The sequence below is a fragment of the Chryseobacterium sp. RR2-3-20 genome (genome assembly GCF_017808115.1).
In the GTDB taxonomy this organism is placed as follows: domain Bacteria; phylum Bacteroidota; class Bacteroidia; order Flavobacteriales; family Weeksellaceae; genus Chryseobacterium; species Chryseobacterium oryzae.
In genome coordinates this window covers 30,817-55,164 of the sequence record NZ_JADQBD010000012.1, presented here as the reverse complement: position 1 = coordinate 55,164, position 24,348 = coordinate 30,817, and the positions used below count along the sequence as shown (strand labels likewise).

Here is a 24,348-nt window from a genome sequence, read left to right as displayed (position 1 = left end):
CAAAGTTACATTTTTTTAATCAACTGGCTGAATTCGCTTAGAATCATTGCTGTGGCTCCCCAAATAATATATCCGTTGAAATTAATAACAGGAACTTCTTTTCCTCCAGCTCCGGGAAGTGCCATAATTTCTGGCGTTCCAGAAAGATTCAGGAACGATGTAATGGGGAATTCTATCACTTCTACAGCTTCGGTTTGCTGTAAGATAAATTCAGGATTTCTTTTCGTATAAGAAATATAAGGATACACATAAAAATTACTCGGCGGAATGTAAATAGGAGAGAGCTCACGAATTATTTTTACGTAAGGTTTTTCAATTCCTATTTCTTCAGAAGTTTCTCTTATGGCGGTTTCGGCAAAATCTTTATCCAGTTCTTCGCGTTTTCCTCCGGGAAGAGAAATCTGTCCGCTGTGTCTGTCGTGTTCGTTAATAGATCTTACAATGAGCGGAAAATGCCATTCATCATTTTTAAGATAGAGAACAATGTTAACTGCAGCAAACTTTGGATTTTTTTCTAAAATCTGATCGTAGCTGAACAAAGGTCTGTATGGTGGGGAAAAAATTCCGTGTGCATTCTGACCTTCGAGAGATGCTTTTTTAATTTTCCGTAATAAATCTTTTCCAAAACTTTCCATATTCCAAATTTACTAATATATCCGGATAAATAATATAAAACTGCGTTGAAGGAGCTAAAAAATGTAGAATTTAACGTTCAGAATTTTTAATTAATAAAATATTCTTCCATAAAATTATATGATAATTAATGTGGAAAAATGAAGAACATTAAAGTAAAAATCTGTTTTTTGTAATGAAAAAGGCTGCCAAAAAAATGACAGCCTCTTGTATGGTGAGTTTGTAAAAAAAGCTGCCATTGGGCAGCTTCATTTTATAATTGGAATTAATCTTCCTCTTCTTCGTCGTATTTTGCCAACTCTTCATCGCACCATTTAAATGCTGCTTCTACTACTTTAGTAGCTTCATCTGCCATGGTTTCTTCATCATCTCCTTCAAGATCATCTAGCCATTCAACTTCTTCTTCTTCAACGTTTAAGATAAATCTTGGATATTCTGTGTGTACAACAAATAAATCTTCAGGAAACTCAGAATTATCTGCCAATAAAAACTTTGGTAACTTCATTTTTTTAATATTTAAACTTTCTCAAAGATATATAAAATTATTGGTATTTGTTCTTGTCAATTTTAATTTTTTGTAAAACTTTATGCTTGGTAAGGGTATTCTTCTGAAGCGTGTCCGATGGTTTGAAAGTAATGTCTAAATCGGCATTTACGGTGCTTATTAGTTCTGCAATCTGTATGTTTTCCAAATCTTCTGTGGCTTCAAGATAAAATTTTATAGGTTTGTTTTCCAGATTTTCATTTTTAAGAAACTGTTTTACTTCTTTTCTGTTTTCAAGATAGTTGCCTTTAGAAAGAAGCGTAAAGAATAATCCCGAACAAATGCTTAAAAACCCAATTGCATACGTTTTCCATTCAAATCTCTGAAATATTTTTCTGAAATATACCAACCAGATGGGTAAGCTGAAAGCTGAAAGCAGACGGAAATCGATTGCATTGACAGGATAAAAATACTGAATGAAAAATGAACAGATAATTCCGAAAATTCCTATAAAAATAAAATAGACTTCTGTTTCGCTAAGCGGTTTTATAATGAAAAAATAAATCATTAACAGAATGTTTACTAATCCTAAACCATAAATTCCGTAATTGATAATTCCTCCGTTCGGATTAGCCATGTGAATAAACGGGTTGAAGGTGGTGCAAAGCCCCCAAAATAATTCTTTTAAAAGCTGGGAAGTAGGGTGTAAACCCATTTCGAGCGATTCTTTTACGTAGTTTTCGTTAAAATAATCGATGAAAAATAATTTGTAAAGGACAACAAAAATGCCCGCCAGAATTCCAGAAATAATAAATGAAGATGCGTGCTTTTTTTTCCAAAATATTAAGCCGTAAAGCCCGGTTCCACCCATTAGAAATAAGGCGCTGTATCTGATGTTATACAGTAAAATTAAGCTTATGGTTAAATAAAAGATTGCTTTCCCTTTTTCTAAATTCCCAATAATAATTTGTGATGAAATGTAAAGAAACCCAATAACGAAGGGCAGAATTAAAGCTTCACTCATCGTAAAAGAAAAGAGGGAAACCAAACTGAATAATGAACAGGTAACCAACGCTTCTCGAAAGAAAAAGTTTTTGCGATAGGTGAAAATTAGAATAAAAGCCAAAGCAGCTAAGCCTACAATTTTACTGCTCCAAAACTCATCAAAACCAAAAAATGTGAAAAACTTTATGCTTAAAGGATATCCCAATGGAGTTATAGTATTGTCGATAACAGGAAAAACCTTTGCAAAATGCATAAATCTTATGGAATCTGGGCTGGTTCTTCCTTTCTCATTAAGCAGAAAACGAAAAACGGTCATCAAAACTGTGATGATGACCAATATTATCTGAATGTTTTTTTCTTTAAATTTCATGGATTGTGAAAGTAATGAATTTCCCAATGCAAGTCAATATGTCAACAAAATAGAATTTGTTTTACAGAATGCCCGAAACAAAACTTCACAGTTAATGTTTATTTGGAAAACATTTTAGCTACTTTTTCAGCTTTTTTGCTTTCAGAATAATCATAAAAACCTTCACCGGATTTTACACCCAATTTACCTGCCATCACCATATTTACCAATAAAGGATTTGGTGCATATTTTGGATTTTTGAAACCGTCGTACATTACAGTCAGAATTGCTAGGCAAACATCCAAACCGATGAAATCTGCAAGCTGAAGCGGTCCCATAGGATGTGCCATACCCAATTTCATTACCGTGTCTATTTCTTCAACACCTGCAACGCCGTTGTATAATGTTTCAATAGACTCATTAATCATCGGCATTAAAATTCTGTTTGCAACAAATCCAGGATAATCGTTCACTTCTACCGGTACTTTTCCTAAAGTTTTGCTCATTTCGTAGATAGAATCGAACGTTTCTTTCGATGTAGAAAAGCCTTTAATGATTTCTACCAGCTTCATAATCGGAACAGGGTTCATAAAATGCATTCCTATTACTTTGTCTGCTCTTTTGGTAGCGGCAGCAATTTTTGTAATCGAGATTGAAGATGTATTGGTAGCCAAAATGCAATTTTCGGGAGCAAATTCATCCATTTGTGTGAAAATTTTCAGCTTTAGATCTTGGTTTTCTGTAGCAGCTTCAACGATAAGATCTGCATTGGTTACAGCGTCTTTCAGTTGCGTGTACGTTGTAATATTGCCTAAAGTTTCTGCTTTTTTCTCTTCAGTAAGATTTCCTTTTGCAATTATTCTGTCGAGATTGGTAGTAATGGTTTTCAGACCTTTATCTAAAGCTTCCTGAGAAACATCAACAAGATTTACACTAAATCCGCTTTGTGCAAAAGTGTGTGCGATACCGTTTCCCATGGTTCCTGCTCCGATAACTACAATGTTTTTAATCATTTTAAAAGTTCTTTTATAATTAAATTATCAATTTTTTTAAGCTGCTTTAAATATTTTCATCTTCTAAATTCTGCTTCATTTTTATGGTTTTAAAATTAAGCTTAAAATTTTACTTATTAAAATAATCCCAAACTGTTTTTGAAATATCTGAAATCATCTTACAGTTTACTGCTTCCGGTTCGGTAGAATTATTCACAAAAACGACAATATAGTAGTGTTTATCGTTGGGCAAAGTAACAATTCCGCTGTCATTTTCAGCAATTGTTAAGCCTTCATATTTTCCAGAAGAGCCAGTTTTGTGTGCAACAGTTTTCGGAGGAAGTTGTTCTTTAAGTTTATTTTTGCCTGTTTCCGTGTTCAGCATGATATTATATAAATAATGTGTAGATTTTTCTGAAAGAATTTTTCCCTGAAAAAACTGCTTATAAAGCAATGCTAAAGATTGGGTAGTTGTATAATTTTCGTAAACATATTTTGAGGCTTTGTGCATCTGCTCTTCATTATTCTTAATTTGAAAATTTTTAATTCCTTTAGAATCTATAAATTTTTGTACTGTTTCTGTGTCGTCAATCAATTTCAGAAGAATGTCGGAACCATTATTATCACTCCATGCAACGGTGTAACGGATGATTTCGTCAAGACTCATTTCAATATTTCCATCGGGATATTGATCACGAATAGGCGACCAGGTATCTTTAAGAAGATCTTCCTTTTTTATGAAAATTTTCTGCTCCAAAGAAAGTTTTCCCTTATCTACCCAATCCAAAACTGTTGCAGCAATATGAAATTTAAAAACACTGAGCATTGGAAGCTTTTTTTTACCATTTTTATGATATTGAAAATTATTTTCAAATCCTAAAACAGAAATTCCGACCGTTGCTTTTTTATCTTTAATAATAGAATTTATTTTTTTGTCTAAAACCGATTGTTGGGCAAATATAAAGCCCGAAAACAGGATTAAAAGTAATTTGATGCTTTTCATTTTTCGATTGTTGATAATTGTTTACAAAAAATCCGGGTATTTTTTGTTTTTTAAAATTCTTTCAGTTCTTCAAACTGGTCGAAATGTGATTTTGTTTCTATGTGAAATTTCGTGCAAAATAGTAAAAAATTCATGATTCTATTGGATTAATAATCCAATCGTGAAACATACTTTAAGATGATAAAAGTAAGTATTTGTAGAATGGTTCAAAAATAAATAACAGTATCTTTGTGGATATATAATTTACAGATGAAAGATTTAATGGGACAGGCAATTTCAGATTATTTCCACAACAAAAATCCTGAAGATCTGCAGACCGAAACTTCTATTTCCGAACTCGATGAACTTCCGGTAAGTTATCTTTTCAGAGATTTTGAAGAGATGAATAGTATTGAGAAAAAAGCCCTTACTTTATCCTCAGGTAAAGTGTTAGATATTGGTGCAGGTGCGGGTTCTCACTCTCTTTATCTTCAGAATGAAAGAAATTTGGATGTTACTGCGCTGGATATTTCACCAAAATCTATTGAAGTTTGTCAATTAAGGGGAATAAGAAAAACTGTCAATCAAAATATGTTGGAATTTTCAGGAGAAACTTTCGATACGATTCTTCTTTTGATGAACGGCACAGGGATTTTTCAGAGTTTAATTGTAATTGATATTTACCTCAAAAAACTATATTCTCTTTTAAATGAAAACGGACAAATTTTAATCGACAGTACAGATATTATTTACATGTTTGATGCTGATGAAGATGGTGGGGTTTATATTCCGGCGGAAGGATATTATGGCGAAATAGATTATATTATACACTATAAAGCTGATACTGAAGATCCTATAAAATGGCTTTATTTAGACTTTAATACTCTTAAAAATGCTGTAGAAAATAATGGTTTCAAAATAGAAAAGATGATTACTGAGGAGAATTCTTATCTGGCGAAAATCACAAAAAGGTAATTACAATACTTATTGATTGTTTTTTTACAATGTATAATTCTAAATTATTAAATGAATTTATTTTAGATTGACTATAAATTACAGATGTAAATAATTGAAAATCAACACATTGTATTTGATGCGAGTTTTGGTTTTTATAAAAACACTTTCTGGGAATCATTTTTGTATTTTGAATACTAATTAAATCAAAAATATACAATTATGAACACCAACAGACTTTCATCTGCGATGGAAAAAGCTCTAAGCGACCAGATGAATAAAGAAATTCACGCTTCGCACATATTTTTATCCTACGGAATTTGGGCAGATGATAAAGGATATCAAGGAATTGCCAATTTTCTTTACCGCCATTCGCAGGAAGAGAGAAATCACTCGATAAAATTTATGGAATATGTATTGAATCGTGGTGGAAAACCAAAAGTAGAAGCCATACCTGCCCCGCCAAACGACCCAAAATCTCTTACAGAATGTTTTGATAATGTTTTTAAACATGAAGTAGATAATACAACCTCTATTTATAAGATTGTTGATATGGCGTTGGATGAAAAAGATTGGGCTACATGGAATTTCATGCAATGGTTTGTTCAGGAACAGATCGAAGAAGAAACATTGGCTCAAAACCTAATAGATAAATTGAAAATTGCGGGTGGTGACAGAGCAACTGATGAATCTTTATTCACCTTAGATAAAACCCTTGCAAGTGCACCGAATGATGTGCCTTTAGCACAGGAAGCTACTGGAGATAATCCATAAGATTAAAAACATAATAATAATTAAAATCTGTCAATTTTTCGACAGATTTTTTTGTGTTCATTTAAAAAGGATATAAAATAAAAACAGGAAATCAATTTGAAAATAAATATACTTATAGATTTGAAATAAGGTTAATTATATTATCTTTGCACGCTGAAAGTAAAAGCTAATTAGCGAAAACTTTTTAATCGTCAAAATTTGAAATCGCTGTTATAAACCAAACGGTTAATAATGCAATAAAAATATAATTTCGTTATGAAATGTGGAATCGTAGGCTTACCAAATGTAGGTAAATCAACTCTTTTTAACTGCTTAAGCAATGCTAAAGCACAGTCGGCAAATTATCCTTTCTGTACCATAGAACCCAATTTGGGAACAGTTTCAGTTCCGGATCAGAGGTTATTCGAACTCGAAAAATTGGTAAATCCTGAAAGAGTGCTTCCTGCTGTTGTAGAAATTGTAGACATTGCAGGTCTTGTAAAAGGGGCAAGTAAAGGAGAAGGTCTTGGAAACCAGTTTCTTGCCAATATTCGTGAGTGTGAGGCGATTATTCATGTTTTAAGATGTTTCGATAACGGAAATATTGTGCATGTTGAAGGTTCTGTTGATCCTTTAAGAGATAAAGAAATTATTGATATTGAACTTCAGCTAAAAGATTTGGAAACAGTAGGAAAAGCTGTTGAGAAAGCTAAAAAATTCATCAAATCTGGGAAGAAAGAAGATATTTTAACGTATGAAACGCTTCAGGCTTTGCAAAAGCATTTGGAAGATGGTAAAAATGCAAGAGAATTTGTGGTCAACGATTTAACAAAATCTATTATCGGAGATGTACAGCTTCTTACCAACAAACCGGTTCTTTATGTATGTAATGTAGACGAAAATTCGATTAAAAACGGGAACGATTGGGTTCCTAAAATCGAAGAAATGGCAAAAAATGAAGGTGCTGAAATTGTTGTTTTAGCAGCTCAGATTGAAGCAGACATCAATGAGTTGGAAACTTTTGAAGAAAGAGAGATTTTTCTTGATGAGCTTGGTCTTACAGAGCCGGGCGTAAACCGTTTAATTAGAAAAGCTTACGATTTACTGAAACTTCAAACGTATTTTACAGCGGGGGTTAAAGAAGTGAGAGCCTGGACAATCGGACAAGGTTGGACTGCCCCTCAAGCAGCCGGAGTGATCCATACAGATTTCGAAAAAGGTTTTATACGTGCAGAAGTTATCAAGTTTAATGATTTTGTTACTTACGGATCAGAATCTAAAGTGAAGGAAGCAGGAAAGCTTTCTGTTGAAGGCAAGGAATACATCGTTCAGGATGGTGATATTATGCACTTCAGATTTAATGTTTAAAATATTAAAAGTTAGTTATATAATATTTTTTAAAACGCTTTCATGAATTTGGAAGCGTTTTTTCACTATCTTAGAAAAAAGCTATTATGAGATATTTATTTTTATTATTTTTGATTTTTTCGTGTTCAAAAACTGTGGAAGACAGATGTTTTGAATCGTCTGATAGCTTAACGAAGCATTTAAAAAATGATGAAGATTTAATCATTGATAACCATGATATGCAAATGCAGGAATATGATGTGAAACGGATTATTGCAGAAAAACCAGATTATTTACAGATTGTTAATCTCAGAGAGTTTAGAAGTTTTAAAAAAGATAGTATAGAATTGAACTCAGAAGAGATTATGGAAAAGAAATGGAAAGAATATGATTCGGAATTTAAAATTTTTAATGATAAATTTTCAAAACAATTTACATTTTCTAACCAACAAAAAATAGATAATATATTGTATGCTTTTGGCAGAAATAATCTTGGATTTTGGCTTTGTAAGATTGAAAACGAAAAGCCTTCTGCTTATTTTTTAGGATTAAGTTTCAGTCATTATTATATTAACGAAGTGCAGGAAAAACCAATTATTAATAATGGTTTTTTAGAGATTGAGGGAAGTTTTGTTAAAATCATAAAAGTTCCTGGCTTACCCGGTTATGATGATTATTCTGCAATTGAAGATGGTAAATTATTTAAAATAAAATTAGATGATTTAATAAAAGATTCTGATAGTGATGGATATAATGATATTTTCGAAAATAGTTTTGGTTTAAACCCTCATAATAAAGATTCAGATGGTGATGGAACGGATGATTTTAATGATTTGAATCCGATGTTTAAATCTGAAAACAATAAGTTTACGCAACTTTATGAAATGTTATTGCCTGATTACGGGACTGAAAATCTTCGAGATAATAATTACTTTTTTCAAGTTTTTATCAGTGACTGCGATTATTTTCATCAAATAAAACCTAAATACCATGTTCTGTTTGTTTCTGAAGATGTAAAATTACAGCCAAAGTATGTGAAAATTACTGATGTTTCCAGTTATGGAATCGATAAAATCAGGAGAAATAAAAGTAACCCTAATGTTTTTTATATAAAGCAATGGGGAAGCAGTAGCATGACAGATTATTCTGCAGAATATAAAGATGGTCAATGGATTTTGAAAATTGGTGGAGGATATATTATTTAACTCATTTTTCATAAATTCCTATATTTGAATTATACAAATTCCACATCCTGGAAAAACTAGCTCAAGCTTCTCTGGAAGATTTTTATTTAAAGCATTCTCTAATTTTTTGTGTTACCAAAAATGACTTAGGAATTGGAGGTGTTAAGAAAATTCTTCTGTTCGAAGTGCGACGAAAATTCGAAAGTAAAAACAATTGAGAATCGCGCAAGTTTAGAATTTTTAGAGACTAAAATTTATTTTTAGCCGACAGTTCCAGTCTTGAATTTTGTTTCTTTTGTTTCAAGACAAAAGAAAAATTACTTTAAAGTTTCGCTAAATTTTCAATCGCTTTTTCCAAAGTTTCAGTTTTCTTGGCAAAGCATAACCTTATTACATTTTCATTCATTTTATCCTGATAAAAAGAAGAAAAAGGTATCGTCGCTACTTTATGCTGAATGGTTAATTCCTGAGCAAAATCAAAATCATTTTTATCGGAGATTTTATCATATTTCAAAGCCTGAAAATACGTTCCCTCGCAGTCGAGCAGTTCAAATGAAGTTTGGCGAAGTCCTTCTCTTAAAAAATCTCGCTTTTCCTGAAAAAAATTGCTGAGGTAGAGATAATTACTATCATCTTTCATATAATCTGCCAATGCGAGTTGTAATGGAGTGTTTACACAAAAAACATTGAACTGATGTACTTTTCTGAACTCTTCTGTAAAAGCCTTCGGAGCGGCACAATATCCTATTTTCCATCCGGTGATATGAAAAAGTTTACCGAACGATGCAATAAGAAAGCTTCTTTCTTTAAGTTCGGGATATTTGCAGATGCTTAAATGTTTTTTTTCATCAAAAACTATATTTTCGTAAACTTCATCGCTCAAAATAAATATCGAGGTTCCTTTTACAATTTTAATAAGTTCCTGCATATCTTCTTCACGCAATATCTTTCCTGAAGGGTTGTTTGGATTGTTGAGAATGATAAGTTTTGTTTTTTCGGCAATCAAATTTTTCACAATATTCCAATCTATTTCATAGTTCGGAGCCTTCATTTTAAATCTCTTTACTTTTCCTCCGAATAATTCTACAGTGGGTTCGTAGCAGTCGTATGCAGGTTCAAAAATAATCACTTCATCGCCTTCTTTTACCAAAGTGGCAATGGTTGTGAAAATTGCTTGGGTTCCGCCTGCGGTAATCGTGATTTCGGTTTCAGGATGATATATAGCTTGATGAGAATTTTCTATTTTTTCGGCAATCCGTTCTTTAAGAGGCAACATTCCACCTAGCGGAGCGTATTGGTTAAATCCTTTTTTCATATACTCATCTGCTAAAGCAATAAGTTGAGGATCTGCGGGGAAATCGGGAAATCCCTGAGATAAATTGATGGCTTGATGCTCATTCGCAAGCTGGGTCATTTGGCTGAAAATAGTTGTCCCGACATTCGGAAGTTTAGATTTAGGAAGCTGTATCATTGGTGAATTTCAGTTTAATTTACTAAAATAAAGTATTTTCGTTAGTTTTTACTGAAAAATCAACAAAAAAACAGACAAAAATGGTTCGGTAAGCAGAATAGTAAAAGTATAATTTGGTTATATCCCATATTCCACAGGCTTTATGTAAAATTTGATGTTTATTTAAAGTGAAAAAGAATAGAAAAACATGCTTTAAAATTCGTATTTTTTTGTTCTTATTCGTATTTTTGTCTGTTTACTGATTTTTATATGTCACAAGATTTACAACCCAACTATTCCGAAGAAAATATCAGAACCCTCGATTGGCAGGAACACATTCGTCTCCGTCCCGGTATGTATATCGGTAAACTGGGAGATGGATCTTCTGCAGATGACGGTATTTATATTTTGCTGAAAGAAATTCTGGATAATTCTATTGATGAATTTAGAATGAAAGCAGGAAAAAGAATCGAAATTAAAGTAGATGAGGGTAAGGTTTTAATTCGTGATTTTGGTCGTGGAATTCCTTTGGGGAAAGTGGTAGACGCTGTATCTAAAATGAATACCGGTGGTAAATACGACAGTAAGGCATTCAAAAAATCGGTCGGTCTTAATGGAGTGGGAACAAAAGCGGTAAATGCATTGTCTGATTATTTTCGTGTACGTTCGTTCCGCGATGGTAAAATGAAAGTAGCGGAGTTTTCCCGAGGTCTTATTACTGAAGAGTTTCCTGAAAAAGAAACCTCAGACAGAAACGGTACAGAGATTTCTTTTACTCCGGATGCTGAAATTTTTGTTCATTACAAATTCAGAAAAGAGTATATCGAAAGAATGCTCCGAAATTATGCCTATCTTAATCCAGGACTGAAAATTATCTTCAACGGCGAGACATTTTTTTCTGAAAACGGTTTGAAAGATTTGCTTGATGAAGAGCTGGAAAATGAAACTCTTTATCCCATTATTCATTTAAAAGACAGCGATATTGAAGTAGCGATAACCCATACCGATAAATCTCAGACAGAAACGTATTTTTCTTTCGTAAACGGACAGAATACAACGCAGGGAGGAACACATTTAAATGCTTTTAGAGAGGCTTTTGTAAAAACTATTAGAGAATTTTTCAACAAAAATTTTGATGCATCCGATGTTAGAAAATCTATTGTTGCTGCTATTTCAATTAACGTAGAAGAACCCGTATTCGAATCTCAAACGAAAACAAAATTGGGTTCTAACGATATAGGTCCTAATGGTCCTACTGTCCGAACTTTTATTATTGATTTTCTAAAAAGCCAGTTAGATAATTTTTTACATAAAAATCCGGAGATTGCAGAAGCCATTCAAAGAAAAATTTTAATTTCCGAAAGAGAAAGAAAAGAACTTTCGGGAATTCAGAAACTGGCTAGAGAAAGAGCTAAAAAAGTTTCGCTACACAACAAAAAATTAAGGGACTGTAGACAGCATTACAACGATCAGAAAGCAGAAAGAAAAGGAGAAACTCAGATTTTTATTACCGAGGGAGATTCTGCATCAGGTTCAATCACAAAATCTAGAGATGTAGAAACTCAGGCGGTTTTTTCCTTAAAAGGAAAACCTTTAAACTGCTATGGTTTAACCAAAAAAGTGGTTTATGAAAATGAAGAGTTCAACTTGCTTCAGGCAGCCTTAAATATTGAAGAAAGTCTTGAAGATTTAAGATACAATCAGGTAATTATTGCGACAGATGCCGATGTAGACGGGATGCATATCAGATTGTTGATGATAACATTCTTTCTTCAGTTTTTTCCTGATGTTATTAAAAACGGACATTTATATATTCTTCAGACTCCTTTGTTCCGGGTGAGAAATAAAAAAGAAACCAGATACTGTTATACAGAACAGGAAAGAATAAAGGCTCTGAATGAACTTGGGAAAAACCCTGAAATTACGAGGTTTAAAGGTTTGGGAGAGATTTCTCCGGATGAGTTTAAGCATTTTATAGCTAAAGATATTAGATTAGAGCCGGTAGTGATCGGAAAAGACCAGACAATAGACCAGCTTCTTGAGTTTTATATGGGCAAAAATACTCCCGACAGACAGGTTTTTATCCTCGAAAATCTAGTGGTTGAGGATCCTGATATAGATAAAAAGGAAATCTTGGATGAAATAGATATATAAAGAAAACACAAAAACACAAAACACAAATAGAATGAGACTAAGTAATAAAAAGAAAGTACCGCTTTATAATTTTTTCAATACTTTGTTATTGTTATTGCTTTCAGCGGGAATTATTGGTTTTATTTTCAATGAAATGAAATTCGATATTTTAGGTAATGCAAGTTATGTATTAATTATATTTCCTTTGTTATTACTCTGTATGTTTCATTTACTGGGAAGACAAATTTTCGAATATGACAGCGATGGCGAGGCTCTCAATTTTAAAAACAGAAATTTTATTCCGTTTTTACATAAAGATTTAAGCGATGAGTTTCCCAAATATAAGCTGATAAAATATGAAGTAATATCGATATTGTTTGTAAAAAGATTATACGTTACAGTTTCAAGTAAAAATAGCGGTACAACAATGCTGAAATATGAAATTTCATATTTAACAAAAAAAGAAGTAAATGATTTAAAGTTTTCTCTGAATAAAGTAGTAAAAGCTAACCAAGAGAAAAATATCAAGAATAAATAATGATAGAAGAAAATGCTCACGAAGGCGAAAGCTTGAAAAAAGTTTCCGGACTGTATAAAGACTGGTTTCTCGATTATGCATCTTATGTTATTTTAGACAGGGCAATTCCGTCTGTTTATGATGGTTTTAAGCCTGTGCAGAGAAGAATTATGCATTCCATGCGAGAACTGGAAGATGGAAGGTATAATAAAGTTGCCAATATTGTTGGGAATACCATGAAATATCACCCTCACGGTGATGCTTCTATTACAGACGCAATGGTGGGAATTGGGCAGAGAGAACTTCTTATTGATACGCAAGGAAACTGGGGAAATATTTACACAGGAGATTCTGCTGCTGCTGCAAGATATATTGAAGCACGACTTACTCCTTTTGCATTAGAAGTTGTGTTTAATCCTAAGACTACCGTTTGGTCTAAATCTTATGATGGAAGAAATAACGAACCGGTAGATCTTCCCGTGAAATTCCCTTTACTTTTAGCACAGGGCGTTGAAGGAATTGGAGTTGGTCTTTCTACTAAAATTCTTCCGCATAACTTTAATGAACTTATTAATGCTTCGGTTGCTTATCTTAAAGGAAAGAAATTTGAGGTTTTTCCTGATTTTTTAACAGCAGGTTATCTGGATGTTTCTGAATATAATGACGGAGCAAGAGGTGGGAAAGTAAGAGCGAGAGCAAAAATTTCCCAAGTCGATAAGCATACCTTAATGATTACCGAACTTCCTTTTTCCAAAAATACAGGCGATCTTATAGATTCTATCCTGAAAGCCAATGAAAAAGGGAAGATTAAAATAAAGAAAATTGAAGACAATACCTCAGACAAGGTAGAAATTCTTATTCATCTTCACAACGATGTTTCACCAGATAAAACTATAGATGCACTTTATGCTTTCACAGACTGTCAGGTTACTATTTCTCCCAACGCATGTGTTATTGTAGGAGATAAACCTATGTTTTTGAGTGTTTCGGAAATTCTTAAAATGAATACCGACCACACCGTTTCTTTATTAAAGAAAGAGTTGGAAATAGAACTGCACGAACTTCAGGAAAACTGGCATTTTTCTTCACTCGAAAGAATTTTTATAGAAAACAGAATTTATCACGATATTGAAGAAGTTAAAAGCTGGGAAGAAGTTATTAAAACTATTGATGAAGGCTTAAAACCTCATACATCTCATCTTTTGAGAGCGGTTACGCAGGAAGATATTCTCAGATTAACCGAAATCAGAATCAAAAGAATTTCAAGATTCGATTTAGATAAATTCAAAGAAAATATTGCAGCTTTAGAGGGCAAAATAGAACAGGTAAAGTTTCATTTATCCAATCTCATTGCTTATGCAATAGATTATTATATCAATATTCAGAAAAAATACGGAAAAGAAAAAGAAAGAAGAACAGAACTCAGAATTTTTGATACTATTGATGCTACAAAAGTAGCGGTAGCCAATGAAAAGTTCTATGCTAATTTCGAGGAAGGCTTTATAGGAACTTCTCTGAAGAAAGATAAATATCTGTTTGACTGTTCGGATATTGATGATATCATCACTTTCAGAAAAGACGGAAGTATGAAGGTTGTAAAAGTAGAAGCTAAAACTTTTATTGGTAAAGACATACAGCACGTAGCTATTTGGAAGAAAAATGATAAAAGAACTGTTTATAACATGATTTATCGTGAAGGTAGAGAAGGTCCTTATTATATGAAGCGTTTTTCGGTGACAGGAGTAACCAGAAATACAGATTATCCTTTAGCTTCCGATAAAAAAGGTTCAGAAATGCTTTATTTTTCTGCCAATCCTAATGGCGAAGCAGAAGTGGTAACCGTTCTTCTAAAACCAAACCCAAGAATCAGAAAAAATAAAATGGAAATAGATTTTTCTGAGTTGGCAATTAAAGGAAGAGATTCCAAAGGTAATTTGGTTACAAAATATTCTGTGAAAAAAGTAGATTTGAAGGAAGAAGGAGTTTCTACTCTTGCACCAAGAAAAATCTGGTTCGATGATACTGTAAGAAGACTAAATGCTGATGCGAGGGGAACTTTTTTAGGCAACTTTAAAGGAGATGATAAAATTTTAACCATCAATTCTCAGGGAGAAGCCAAATTGATAAGCTTCGATTTGGGTAACCGTTTCGACGATGAATATATTATTTTAGAGAAATGGAAACCGCAACAGGCAGTAACCTGTATTTATTATGATGGAGAAAAAGACATCTATTTTATTAAAAGATTCTTGTTCGAAAATACTACCAATGTTCAGACATTTATGCCATCCGAACATCCAAAATCTTTTATAGAGAGTATAATTGTTTCGGATAATGCTTCTGCTGAAATTGTATTTGCTAAAGATAAAGGCAAAGATAGAGAACCTGAAACTGTAAATATTGACGAATTTATTTCCATCAAAGGAATAAAAGCCATCGGAAATCAGTTTACCAAATTCAAGGTGAAAAATATTAACATTACGGTTCCTGAACCTGTTGAAGAGGAACCGGAATTGTACGAAGAACCGGAATTTGGACTTTCCGTAGACGAAGATGGTGGTACAATTGGAGATTTATTTGAGGACGATAACACAGAAGCTTAAAAAAGAATGAATATTATTATATTAATTATTGCAATTACTGCTTTGGTAACTTTTACAGTTCCTAACGGAAGTGCAAATTTCGAAAAATACAAGTTTAATGTAGGAGCTATTCTTCATAGAAAAGAATATATAAGATTGCTTTCTTCCGGATTTTTACACGCGGATTTTATGCATCTCTTATTTAACATGATGACATTATACTTTTTTGGTCCCGTGATTGTAGAAGGATTTGGTAATCTTGGATTTCTTTTAATTTATTTCGGATCCATACTTTTAGGAAATATTTTTTCTCTCTTTATTTATCAGAATCAATCGTGGTATTCTGCTATTGGTGCAAGTGGAGGAGTTTCTGGAGTATTATTTTCTGCTATTGCATTGGTGCCGCAAATTGGCATTTACTTTTTCTTTATCCCGATTCCGATTCCAGGGTTTATTTTTGGTTTGTTGTATTTCAGCTATTCTGTATATATGATGCTGAATCCTAGAATGAATGATAATATTGGGCATGCTGCTCACTTGGGAGGAGCATTTTTCGGATTGGTTTATGCAGTTATTGTTCATCCTGAAAGCGCCATCCAGAACGCATTGTTTATTGCAATCATGTCTTTACCATTAATCTATCTTGCTTACGAAATATTCATCAAAAAAAGAATCGGTTAGAAAATTTTTTAACCGATTCTTTTTTTGATAATTACTGCATTTAATATGCAGAATGTTTCAAACTAATTTTGCAAAGAAAAGATTATTTCTTTAGCGTAGTAATCGTTAACACTTTTTGACCATTCACCATATCCACTTTTGTAGAACCTATGATATCTGCAAAAATCATCATGCTAGAATCTTTAAATTCGTAACCGTCAATATAAACCGGGTTGTTTTCCGGGAGATTATGCTGGATATTATAGTTGCTTAGTAATAATTTATCCAAGACATCACTATCTTTTTTAAATTTCACTTCAGTTAAACCATTATCTGCCAAAAAATCGTACTTCTTTAGATTTTGAGGAATATTTGCTTTAGTTTTAAAAACATTTACACTTTGTACATACTTTTTGTTGGCATCAAACATAGAAACCGTACCAACGGCATTGTTAGATACTGCGAATCTTACATTAGGATTTTTTTGGGCAAATGCCGTTGCAGATGCACAAATAAGTAAAGAATATAGAATTTTTTTCATAGTAAAAACAAATAACTGTTAAAAACTTGATAAATATAGTTATTTTTTGGGAAATAAAACAAAATAAAATGAATTACTTATAAATTAACCTGAACTCGGGATAAAAGAACGTTCTCAGGTTAAACAATGAGATTCATTTATCAAAACAATAAAGAATTTTGTATTTGCTTTGATAAGTCTTACGCCTTTTAATATCTTAAATCTTTGAAATATTGTTTCCAAATTTTATTCTTTCCAGTTTTCCTCAATTAGCTTCATTAAGAAATCGGGACATTTAATAATTTTATGGGTTTCCGAATTTAAGAAAAACAGAGTAGTAGCTGCTTCTGTAATTTTTGTTCCTTCTTCATTATAAATTTCATATTCAAATTCAATTCTCACTTCCGGAATTTTTTTTAAATAAGTATGAATTTCTAATTTTTGATCGTATAATGCTGGTTTTAAATACTTAATTTTATAATCTGAAACCGGAAGCCAAATTCCACTTTTTTCGATTTCATCGTAAGAGATTCCTATGCTGCGGAAAAGTTCTACACGACCCAATTCGAAATAGGTTGCGTAATTTCCGTAATAGACATATTTCATAGGATCTGTTTCTGCATAACGTACTCTTAATGAGTGTGTTGAATGTATCATTTTGAGTTTTAAATTATTCATACAAATATATTTTTAAATAATCAATATGAGAAATATTTTTTTTTAAATTAAAAAATTAGACCTTTGTCTTCCCTCTATAAAGACGAAGATCATAGTAAAAATCAGGGCATAAAATATGGATGAAAATTTAATGATGGTATGGCAGAAATGCCTTCAGTTTATGCGGGATAATTTGAACGCAGCCGAAGACAATTCTGATCTCAAAAAACTTGAAAAATCGTTTGATTTACTGTTCGACAAAGTTCAGCCAATTTCTTTGGTTGAAAATAATCTTACGTTGATGGTTCCGAGCGATTTCTATAAAGAATATATTGAAGATAATTATCTGTCATTGCTCTCTGCTGCCCTGAAGAAAAATATTGGCAAAGGTGTTAAACTTTGGTATTCGGTAATGGAAAACAAACCGGTAGGTCAGGAAAAACCCGTTACCATGAATATGAAAGGGAAATCTGTTCCTACACCAAAAGTTCAGGAAACAATGCCACAAGGGTTTTCTTCTAATATTGTGAATCCTTTTGTAGTTCCGGGAATTAAAAAAGTAAATATAGATTCTAATCTTAAAGCAGATTTTTCTTTTGATAATTATGTAGAGGGAGAAAGCAATAAATTTGCGGCAACAGTGGCAAAATCTATTGCCAAAAGACCGGGAGCAACCGCTTTTAACCCTTTATTTTTGTATGGAGGATATGGAGTGGGAAAAACTCACTTAGGTCAGGCTGTAGGATTAGAGGTAAAAAGCCAGTTTCCAGATAAAGTAGTGCTTTATCTTTCATCAGAAAAATTTATCCAGCAGTTTATTTCTGCTGCTAAAGCTCATAAACAGACAGAATTTGCCAATTTTTACCAAATGGTTGATGTTCTGATTATTGATGATATTCAGTTCTTATCTGGTAAATCTGCAACACAGGACAGTTTCTTCCATATTTTCGATTATCTGCACCAAAACGGAAAACAGATTATTTTAACTTCCGATAAAGCTCCGGTAGATATTATGGATATTCAGGACAGAATTGTTTCCCGTTTCAAATGGGGACTTTCTGCAGAAATAAAATCTCCGGATTTAGATACCAGAAAAAAAATTATCGAAGATAAATTAAGCAGAGACGGAATTGTTCTTACGGAAGATATGCTGGATTTTCTTGCCTCGGAAGCTAAAACGAATGTAAGAGAACTTATCGGAGTAATCAATTCAGTAATTGCGTATTCTACGATTTACAAATCTGATCTCAGTTTAGAACTTTTAAAGGAAACTATTAATAAAATAGCCGCTAATCAGAAAAAAATCATCAATATTCCTTATATTCAGGAAGTGGTGTGTGATTATTTCGGTATAAAAAGAGAACAGCTTTTATCTAAAACAAGAAAAAGAGAAATTGCTCTTCCAAGACAATTGGCAATGTATTTCGCGAAAGAGTTTACCAATGCTACTTTTACCAAAATTGGAGAAGAAATGGGAGGAAAAGACCATTCTACAGTAATGTACGCCTGCGAAACAATAAAAGATGTTTCTAAGATAGATAAAGAAGTGAAAAAATACGTAAAAGAGCTTACTGAAAAGATAAAAAGCTAATCGTTTTTATATAAGATAAAGAAATGGAGAGTAATTTTATTCTCCATTTTTTATTTAGTTTTGTTGTGAAATTTTATTAAAATATATTTGAAATCAGTGAAAATCTTAATGGTTTGCCTAGGAAATATTTGCAGAAGCCCTTTGGCAGAGGGAATTTTGAAATCTAAACTTCCGGATACTTTTGAAGTAGATTCGGCAGGAACAATAGATATGCACCAAGGAAGCCGACCAGATAAAAGATCGGTGGAAATTGCTCTTAAAAACGGTTTGGATATTTCGGAACAATGTTCAAGGCCAATTCTGTTAAGCGATTTAGATTATTATGATAAAATTTACAGTATGGACAAGAATAATCTTCGTGATGTGCTTTCTCTTGCTAAAAATGAGCAACAAAAAAGTAAAGTCAGTTTACTGATGCAGGATCTCGGCCTCGAAAATTATTCCATAGAAGTTCCCGATCCTTATTGGAGCGGTGCGGAAGGCTTTGAAAAAGTTTTCAGACAGATAGATGATGCCTGCGAAATAATCTCTAAAAAACTGATAAAATCTTTTGCTGAATCTCGCAATTAATCAAAATAAACAATTCATATTCTAAACTATGCTTTTTTTAATTCCTGCTTATCTTTCAGAGAATACATCTGTTAATCATTTTGCTCCGGTAATAAAGGATTATATTATGCAAACCGATTATTTTTTTGTCGAAAATGAAAAAACGGCAAGAAAAGTGGTGAAATTTTTTGCTCCTGAAAAAAAGCAGTCGGAACTGAAACTTTTTCTTTTAGATAAATATACCGAAAATTCAGATGTAAAAGAAGCTCAGCAACTGATGCTTCAAGGACAGGATTTCGGACTTTTATCCGAAGCCGGACTTCCATGTATTGCCGATCCCGGAAATCTCATGGTAAAGTGGTGTCATGAAAAAAATATAAGAGTTATTCCTATTTCTGGGCCTTCGTCTATAATTTTGGCACTCATTTCCAGTGGATTTAATGGTCAGGAATTTACTTTTAACGGATATCTTCCCATAGATAAAGGAGAAAAGAAAAAACAAATTCTGCATTTGGAAAATTTGGTTGATAAAACAGGGTATTCTCAAATATTCATGGAAACTCCGTATAGAAATAATCAGCTTTTGGAGGATTTAATTAAATTCCTTTCTCCCCATACAAAGCTCTGTATCGCAGCAAACATCAACGATCCCGAACTGGAATTCATCAAAACAAAAACCATTAAAGACTGGCAGAAACAAAAGCCAGAACTTCATAAAATTCCTGCTGTATTTGTTTTGGGAAAATAATTTAACACCCGTTAACAATAATTTTGCATTATTCTTGTCTTTGTATGGCATAACTTTAAAAATAAAATATTATGTCAGAAAAAAAATTGGCGGGAATCTGGATAGATACGCATAAAGCGGTTGTTGTAAAAAATCATGATGCTCAAAATGCATTCAAATTCTTTTTGTGCAGTCCGGTAAAAGCAACCATTCAGCATGGTAATTCTAGTGAAAATACAGCTAATAATGCTGAGCAAACCAATAAAGTGAAGTTTTTTAAGGAAGTGGAGCATTTACTTACCAATTCAGAAGAAGTATATGTAACCGGACCGGGTACCATTCAAGAAGAATTTAAACATTATTTGCATGATACAGCACAGTTTAAAAATCTTAAAATTACGTTAGATACCGCACAGCAAATGTCTGATGAAGAGGTTTTAGAAACCGTGAAAAAACATTTCAATGCATAAAGTTCTTGAACAAAAAAATCCGAAACTCATTGAGCTTCGGATTTTTTTATGGTTTTAAGATAATTCAAATAAAGTAATTTCAGGTAATACGCCAACTCTTCCGGGATAACCTAAAACTCCAAACCCCCGGTTCACATACAATAATTTGCCTTCGCTTTCATATAAATCTGCCCATTTTGGATATTTATACTGTACCGGAGACCATTTGATGTTTTTTAAATCTAAACCGAACTGCATCCCATGTGTATGTCCGGATAAAGTTAAATGAATGTTTCCGGGATGTTTTTTTACCACATAATCGAAATGGGTAGGGTCGTGGCTCATTAATATTTTGGGTGCATCGGTTGGAACGTTTAGCAAAGCTTCATCAATCTTTCCAAATTGAGGAAATGGCTTCAAACCCCAGTTTTCTACGCCTAAAATATAAAGTTTTTCGCCATTTTTTTCTATGATGCGGTTTTCATTTCTTAATAAATCGAATCCTGCTTTTCTTTGATAATCTATGAGTGTTTCCAGATTATTTTTCTTTTCGTCAAGAGATTTCCATGTTACATAATCTCCGTAATCATGATTTCCCAATACCGAAAATTTTCCATCCTTTGCGGAGATTTTAGAAAAAAGTGGTATGAATGGCTTAAATTCGTCTGCAACATTATTTACCATATCACCGGTAAATAAAACCAAATCTGGTTTTTGTTCATTAATTAAATTTATAGCGTGTTCCAGTTTGCTGGGATCCGAAAAACTTCCACTGTGGACATCTGATATCTGAATGATTTTATACCCTTTAAAGCTATTAGGAAGATTGGCTATTTTCACTTTAACTCTTCTTACTTTGTGACGGTATTTGCCAAAAGTAGCACCATCTATAAATAATGCCGAAAGCACACCTCCCAAACCAAGTCCCATTAAACTTAAAAACTTTCTTCTTTCAGGGAAAAAGTTTTCTGACGAGCGGGTGAACCCGAATAAATAACTTCCTGTTCTGAAAATGTCATCAATTAACAAAAATAAGAATACAAATAGCTTAGGAATTATGAACACCAATAACAAAATACTGATAATATGAGATTTAGTAGCATCTCTGTCACTTCTTTGAAAATTGAGAATTTCGTAAGTAAAAAGCGCATAAATAAGAACATAAATACCAATATAACCCCATCTTATCCATGAATTATCGGTTAAAGTTCTTATTGCCTGGTAAATATAAATCTCAAGGAGAATGAATATTCCGGTAATGATCAAGAAATTTTTTTGCATACAATAAATTATATAAAAAAGCACAAAAGAAAAACTTCCTTTTGTGCAGATTTATTTTAATTATAGATAAATAATTTAAGGAAATTTATAAACAATAGCGTTAATATTCATTCCTGCACCTACAGAAGTCATTACAATGTTGCCTTTATCCTTAAACGAATGACCTTCCAATTTTCCTTTAATAATTAAATCATACATGGTAGGAATTGTTGCAACGGAAGAATTTCCAAATTCCTGAATAGTCATAGGAGAGATAGAATGATCGTAATCTTTAATATCATAAAGTTTGTGAAGTCTTTCTATCATTGCATAATCCATCTTTGCATTTGCCTGGTGAATTAATATCTTATCAATATCTTCAATAGATAGTCCGGCATCATCAATCGTTTCTTTTATAGCCACAGGAACATTTTTAAGAGCGTACTCGTAAATTTTTCTTCCCATCATTCTTACATATAATCTGCTTTGGTCTGCTTCTTTGTTGATAGAAGGTCCATTAGCAAGATATTCTAGCTCAACACCATTATCGCAGATCGTATTATGGGCAATAATTCCTACATTTTCTTCATCGGTAGCTTTTACAACTACAGCTCCGGCTCCGTCTGCAAAAATCATTCTGTTTCTATCGTGAAGGTCTGTTACTCTGCTCAGGGTTTCTGCACCAATTACCAAAATAGTTTTTGCCACTTTGGCTTTAATTAGGTTATCAGCAAGAATCATTGCTTCTACCCAACCAGGACATCCGAACATCATATCGTAGGTAATACATTTTCTGTTCTTAATGCCAAGCATATTTTTTACTCTCGCTGCCATGTTAGGCATGAAATCGGCATAACCGTTTACAGTAACATCCCCGAAATTGCTTGCGTAAATAATATAATCTAAATCTTCACCATTAATAGCTGCATCTTCTAGAGCTATTTTAGCCGCTTCGTAGCCGATTTTTGAATTTGAAAGGTCATCTTCAATAAATCTTCTGTTTTCTATCTCTGTAATTTCTACAAATTTCGAAATGGTTTCTTCAGCTGGCTTGTCAATCTTCAGCCCATCTTCCGTATAAAACTCTGAATCTAAGAAAAAATCTCTTCCAATAATTCTGTTAGGAAGATAAGATCCGGAACCAATAATGATTGTATTCGGCATTCGTTTGTATAATTTTTTTAAAGTTGCAAAGTTAATAATTAATATTAATAAGAAAGAATTAAAAATATTATTAAATTTGCAAAAATTGTCTCAGACTATCATGAAAAACAATCCTTCTTTAAAAGGCTTACTCATTGCATTTCTTGTCTTTATAGCTGCTTTTGCCACTTATTATTTCTTTCTGGCGAAAAAAAATTATTATCTCGTAGATAATCCTACTCCTAATACCTATTATTTCAAAATAAACAATGGGGAAGAAGGGATTATTTCTGCCGGTCAGTACGTGAAAGTAGACCTGAATAAAGGGAAGAACTCTATAAAAGTTTTCGATCAGAACAAAAAAATGCTTTATGATTCTGCTTTCGAAGTTAATAAAATAAGAGGCTTAATTAATATAGCTCATAAAGATTATTACATTAATGATCAATATTATGGCTACAATCTTAAAAAAGATTCATTACTTTTGGCACTGAATAAAACCATGATAGACGGAAAACCCTATTTTGGAGGTGCAAAGCATTTCAATAAGCTTTACACAGAAGATTTTTACTACAATATAGACGAAGATTACGATCAGTTAATTAAGAATATCCAAAAAGTAGAATCGCGCTCTAAGATTTTCCGCAAACAGGATTATCTCAATTATTATAAAGAATATTATAAGTTTTAAGTTTTGACAAAAGATATCAACCAAGTTACTCCCTACAATTCAGACTCAAGCAAAAAAAGTCAGGTAGAGGATATGTTCGACAATATTGCGCCTAAATACGATTTGCTCAACCATGTTTTGTCTATGAAAATAGACGTGCTCTGGAGAAATGTTTTGGTGAAGTGGATGAAAAAAGACAACCCCGGAGAGGTTTTGGATGTAGCAACCGGAACTGGTGATCTTGCCATAGCAGTACAAAAAGGAACCGGTGCAAAAGTAGTTGGTTTAGATTTATCGCAACAAATGTTAAATGTTGGCGTTATTAAAATAAAAAAACTTAATTTAGACGGCAAAATTTCCATGCAAAAGGGTGATGCTGAGGGACTACCTTTCGAAGATAATAGATTTGATGCGGTTTCTGTAGCTTTTGGAGTGAGAAATTTTGAGAACCTTACCAAAGGTTTGGCAGAGTTAAGAAGAGTGGTAAAAGAAAATAAAAGTGTATATATTCTTGAATTTTCTAAGGTAGAAGGATTTTTAGGACCTTTTTATATGTTTTATTTTAAAAACATACTTCCTGCAATTGGCAGGCTGGTTTCTAAAGACAATAGGGCATATACTTATCTTCCTGATTCTGTGAACGCTTTCCCGTATGGAGAAAAAATGAAACAGATTCTTACAGATACAGGATTTAAAAAAGTAGAATATAAAAAGCTAAGTTTAGGTATAGCCACAATTTATAAAGCAACAAAATAAC

24 protein-coding genes are annotated in these 24,348 nt (G+C 32.7%); 14 read left to right on the top strand and 10 right to left on the bottom strand.

Annotation, left to right across the window (positions count from 1 at the left end; genetic code table 11):
- Positions 1–5: 5 nt before the first annotated feature.
- From IV513_RS05085 to blaRAA, 5 genes are all read right to left on the bottom strand, one after another.
- Positions 6–635 (bottom strand): CoA pyrophosphatase, encoded by a 630-nt coding sequence (locus IV513_RS05085; protein ID WP_209389425.1) that lies wholly within the window; start codon positions 633–635, stop codon positions 6–8.
- A 263-nt stretch (positions 636–898) separates the two neighbouring features.
- Positions 899–1,138 (bottom strand): hypothetical protein, encoded by a 240-nt coding sequence (locus IV513_RS05080; RefSeq protein ID WP_002977986.1) that lies wholly within the window; start codon positions 1,136–1,138, stop codon positions 899–901.
- Between the two features lie 37 nt (positions 1,139–1,175).
- Positions 1,176–2,492, bottom strand: a complete 1,317-nt coding sequence (locus tag IV513_RS05075; protein WP_209389424.1) for a hypothetical protein — start codon at positions 2,490–2,492, stop codon at positions 1,176–1,178.
- Positions 2,493–2,590: 98 nt separating this feature from the next.
- Positions 2,591–3,481: a 3-hydroxybutyryl-CoA dehydrogenase gene (locus tag IV513_RS05070; protein ID WP_209389439.1), complete on the bottom strand. Its 891-nt coding sequence runs from the start codon at positions 3,479–3,481 to the stop codon at positions 2,591–2,593.
- A gap of 112 nt (positions 3,482–3,593) precedes the next feature.
- Positions 3,594–4,466, bottom strand: coding sequence for an RAA family extended-spectrum beta-lactamase (gene blaRAA, locus IV513_RS05065; protein WP_209389423.1), 873 nt, complete (start codon positions 4,464–4,466; stop codon positions 3,594–3,596).
- 249 nt (positions 4,467–4,715) lie between these two features.
- Here blaRAA and IV513_RS05060 point away from each other — a divergent pair, with 249 nt between their 5' ends.
- The 4 genes from IV513_RS05060 (at position 4,716) to IV513_RS05045 (ending at position 8,704) form a co-directional block, all read left to right on the top strand.
- Positions 4,716–5,420, top strand: coding sequence for a bifunctional 2-polyprenyl-6-hydroxyphenol methylase/3-demethylubiquinol 3-O-methyltransferase UbiG (locus tag IV513_RS05060; RefSeq protein ID WP_209389438.1), 705 nt, complete (start codon positions 4,716–4,718; stop codon positions 5,418–5,420).
- A 201-nt stretch (positions 5,421–5,621) separates the two neighbouring features.
- Entirely contained in the window at positions 5,622–6,173 is a 552-nt protein-coding gene (locus IV513_RS05055; RefSeq protein ID WP_209389422.1) for a ferritin, read from the top strand.
- A 255-nt stretch (positions 6,174–6,428) separates the two neighbouring features.
- Positions 6,429–7,520, top strand: a complete 1,092-nt coding sequence (gene ychF, locus IV513_RS05050; protein WP_209389421.1) for a redox-regulated ATPase YchF — start codon at positions 6,429–6,431, stop codon at positions 7,518–7,520.
- 86 nt (positions 7,521–7,606) lie between these two features.
- The gene (locus IV513_RS05045) at positions 7,607–8,704 is read left to right on the top strand and encodes a hypothetical protein (protein WP_209389420.1); all 1,098 of its coding nucleotides are present in this window, start codon (positions 7,607–7,609) and stop codon (positions 8,702–8,704) included.
- 301 nt (positions 8,705–9,005) lie between these two features.
- Here the strand turns inward: IV513_RS05045 and IV513_RS05040 are convergent, their stop codons facing one another.
- Positions 9,006–10,154 (bottom strand): methionine aminotransferase, encoded by a 1,149-nt coding sequence (locus IV513_RS05040; RefSeq protein WP_209389419.1) that lies wholly within the window; start codon positions 10,152–10,154, stop codon positions 9,006–9,008.
- Between the two features lie 249 nt (positions 10,155–10,403).
- Between IV513_RS05040 and IV513_RS05035 the strand changes: the two genes are divergently transcribed.
- From IV513_RS05035 to IV513_RS05020, 4 genes are read left to right on the top strand one after another with little or no spacing between them, the layout of a single operon-like run.
- Positions 10,404–12,287 (top strand): DNA topoisomerase IV subunit B, encoded by a 1,884-nt coding sequence (locus IV513_RS05035; protein WP_209389418.1) that lies wholly within the window; start codon positions 10,404–10,406, stop codon positions 12,285–12,287.
- Positions 12,288–12,318: 31 nt separating this feature from the next.
- Positions 12,319–12,804: a hypothetical protein gene (locus IV513_RS05030; RefSeq protein ID WP_209389417.1), complete on the top strand. Its 486-nt coding sequence runs from the start codon at positions 12,319–12,321 to the stop codon at positions 12,802–12,804.
- A gap of 2 nt (positions 12,805–12,806) precedes the next feature.
- Entirely contained in the window at positions 12,807–15,386 is a 2,580-nt protein-coding gene (locus IV513_RS05025; RefSeq protein WP_209389437.1) for a DNA gyrase/topoisomerase IV subunit A, read from the top strand.
- A 6-nt stretch (positions 15,387–15,392) separates the two neighbouring features.
- Entirely contained in the window at positions 15,393–16,046 is a 654-nt protein-coding gene (locus tag IV513_RS05020) for a rhomboid family intramembrane serine protease (protein ID WP_209389416.1), read from the top strand.
- Between the two features lie 82 nt (positions 16,047–16,128).
- Here IV513_RS05020 and IV513_RS05015 read toward each other — a convergent pair whose 3' ends face one another.
- Positions 16,129–16,566 carry a hypothetical protein gene (locus IV513_RS05015; protein WP_209389415.1) on the bottom strand — a complete coding sequence of 146 codons (438 nt, stop codon included), beginning with the start codon at positions 16,564–16,566 and terminating at the stop codon, positions 16,129–16,131.
- 225 nt (positions 16,567–16,791) lie between these two features.
- Complete coding sequence (locus tag IV513_RS05010) at positions 16,792–17,202, bottom strand: thioesterase family protein (protein WP_209389436.1); 411 nt, start codon at positions 17,200–17,202, stop codon at positions 16,792–16,794.
- A gap of 136 nt (positions 17,203–17,338) precedes the next feature.
- Between IV513_RS05010 and dnaA the strand changes: the two genes are divergently transcribed.
- From dnaA to IV513_RS04990, 4 genes are all read left to right on the top strand, one after another.
- On the top strand, positions 17,339–18,793 hold the full coding sequence (dnaA, locus tag IV513_RS05005) for a chromosomal replication initiator protein DnaA (protein ID WP_209389414.1): 1,455 nt from the start codon (positions 17,339–17,341) through the stop codon (positions 18,791–18,793).
- A 108-nt stretch (positions 18,794–18,901) separates the two neighbouring features.
- Positions 18,902–19,363, top strand: a complete 462-nt coding sequence (locus IV513_RS05000; RefSeq protein ID WP_209389413.1) for a low molecular weight protein-tyrosine-phosphatase — start codon at positions 18,902–18,904, stop codon at positions 19,361–19,363.
- Between the two features lie 28 nt (positions 19,364–19,391).
- Complete coding sequence (locus IV513_RS04995) at positions 19,392–20,090, top strand: SAM-dependent methyltransferase (protein WP_209389412.1); 699 nt, start codon at positions 19,392–19,394, stop codon at positions 20,088–20,090.
- A 71-nt stretch (positions 20,091–20,161) separates the two neighbouring features.
- Positions 20,162–20,539, top strand: a complete 378-nt coding sequence (locus IV513_RS04990) for a hypothetical protein (RefSeq protein ID WP_209389411.1) — start codon at positions 20,162–20,164, stop codon at positions 20,537–20,539.
- Between the two features lie 54 nt (positions 20,540–20,593).
- On the opposite strand, the gene IV513_RS04985 is transcribed toward IV513_RS04990, so the two are convergent.
- Together IV513_RS04985 and IV513_RS04980 are read right to left on the bottom strand one after the other, a co-directional pair.
- Entirely contained in the window at positions 20,594–21,799 is a 1,206-nt protein-coding gene (locus tag IV513_RS04985; RefSeq protein ID WP_209389410.1) for a metallophosphoesterase, read from the bottom strand.
- A 75-nt stretch (positions 21,800–21,874) separates the two neighbouring features.
- Positions 21,875–22,942 (bottom strand): 3-oxoacyl-ACP synthase III family protein, encoded by a 1,068-nt coding sequence (locus IV513_RS04980; RefSeq protein WP_209389409.1) that lies wholly within the window; start codon positions 22,940–22,942, stop codon positions 21,875–21,877.
- Between the two features lie 100 nt (positions 22,943–23,042).
- Between IV513_RS04980 and IV513_RS04975 the strand changes: the two genes are divergently transcribed.
- Both IV513_RS04975 and ubiE read left to right on the top strand, forming a co-directional pair.
- Positions 23,043–23,612, top strand: a complete 570-nt coding sequence (locus IV513_RS04975) for a hypothetical protein (RefSeq protein WP_209389435.1) — start codon at positions 23,043–23,045, stop codon at positions 23,610–23,612.
- 3 nt (positions 23,613–23,615) lie between these two features.
- Entirely contained in the window at positions 23,616–24,347 is a 732-nt protein-coding gene (ubiE, locus tag IV513_RS04970; RefSeq protein ID WP_209389408.1) for a bifunctional demethylmenaquinone methyltransferase/2-methoxy-6-polyprenyl-1,4-benzoquinol methylase UbiE, read from the top strand.
- Position 24,348 lies beyond the last annotated feature (1 nt).

What these genes read in the sequence shown, in the direction of transcription:
- IV513_RS05085 (WP_209389425.1), bottom strand. Translation starts at nt 635, where the DNA reads ATGGAAAGTTTTGGAAAAGATTTATTACGGAAAATTAAAAAAGCATCT.
- IV513_RS05080 (WP_002977986.1), bottom strand. Translation starts at nt 1,138, where the DNA reads ATGAAGTTACCAAAGTTTTTATTGGCAGATAATTCTGAGTTTCCTGAA.
- IV513_RS05075 (WP_209389424.1), bottom strand. Translation starts at nt 2,492, where the DNA reads ATGAAATTTAAAGAAAAAAACATTCAGATAATATTGGTCATCATCACA.
- blaRAA (WP_209389423.1), bottom strand. Translation starts at nt 4,466, where the DNA reads ATGAAAAGCATCAAATTACTTTTAATCCTGTTTTCGGGCTTTATATTT.
- IV513_RS05060 (WP_209389438.1), top strand. Translation starts at nt 4,716, where the DNA reads ATGAAAGATTTAATGGGACAGGCAATTTCAGATTATTTCCACAACAAA.
- IV513_RS05055 (WP_209389422.1), top strand. Translation starts at nt 5,622, where the DNA reads ATGAACACCAACAGACTTTCATCTGCGATGGAAAAAGCTCTAAGCGAC.
- ychF (WP_209389421.1), top strand. Translation starts at nt 6,429, where the DNA reads ATGAAATGTGGAATCGTAGGCTTACCAAATGTAGGTAAATCAACTCTT.
- IV513_RS05045 (WP_209389420.1), top strand. Translation starts at nt 7,607, where the DNA reads ATGAGATATTTATTTTTATTATTTTTGATTTTTTCGTGTTCAAAAACT.
- IV513_RS05040 (WP_209389419.1), bottom strand. Translation starts at nt 10,154, where the DNA reads ATGATACAGCTTCCTAAATCTAAACTTCCGAATGTCGGGACAACTATT.
- IV513_RS05035 (WP_209389418.1), top strand. Translation starts at nt 10,404, where the DNA reads ATGTCACAAGATTTACAACCCAACTATTCCGAAGAAAATATCAGAACC.
- IV513_RS05030 (WP_209389417.1), top strand. Translation starts at nt 12,319, where the DNA reads ATGAGACTAAGTAATAAAAAGAAAGTACCGCTTTATAATTTTTTCAAT.
- IV513_RS05020 (WP_209389416.1), top strand. Translation starts at nt 15,393, where the DNA reads ATGAATATTATTATATTAATTATTGCAATTACTGCTTTGGTAACTTTT.
- IV513_RS05015 (WP_209389415.1), bottom strand. Translation starts at nt 16,566, where the DNA reads ATGAAAAAAATTCTATATTCTTTACTTATTTGTGCATCTGCAACGGCA.
- IV513_RS05010 (WP_209389436.1), bottom strand. Translation starts at nt 17,202, where the DNA reads ATGATACATTCAACACACTCATTAAGAGTACGTTATGCAGAAACAGAT.
- dnaA (WP_209389414.1), top strand. Translation starts at nt 17,339, where the DNA reads ATGGATGAAAATTTAATGATGGTATGGCAGAAATGCCTTCAGTTTATG.
- IV513_RS05000 (WP_209389413.1), top strand. Translation starts at nt 18,902, where the DNA reads ATGGTTTGCCTAGGAAATATTTGCAGAAGCCCTTTGGCAGAGGGAATT.
- IV513_RS04995 (WP_209389412.1), top strand. Translation starts at nt 19,392, where the DNA reads ATGCTTTTTTTAATTCCTGCTTATCTTTCAGAGAATACATCTGTTAAT.
- IV513_RS04990 (WP_209389411.1), top strand. Translation starts at nt 20,162, where the DNA reads ATGTCAGAAAAAAAATTGGCGGGAATCTGGATAGATACGCATAAAGCG.
- IV513_RS04985 (WP_209389410.1), bottom strand. Translation starts at nt 21,799, where the DNA reads ATGCAAAAAAATTTCTTGATCATTACCGGAATATTCATTCTCCTTGAG.
- IV513_RS04980 (WP_209389409.1), bottom strand. Translation starts at nt 22,942, where the DNA reads ATGCCGAATACAATCATTATTGGTTCCGGATCTTATCTTCCTAACAGA.
- IV513_RS04975 (WP_209389435.1), top strand. Translation starts at nt 23,043, where the DNA reads ATGAAAAACAATCCTTCTTTAAAAGGCTTACTCATTGCATTTCTTGTC.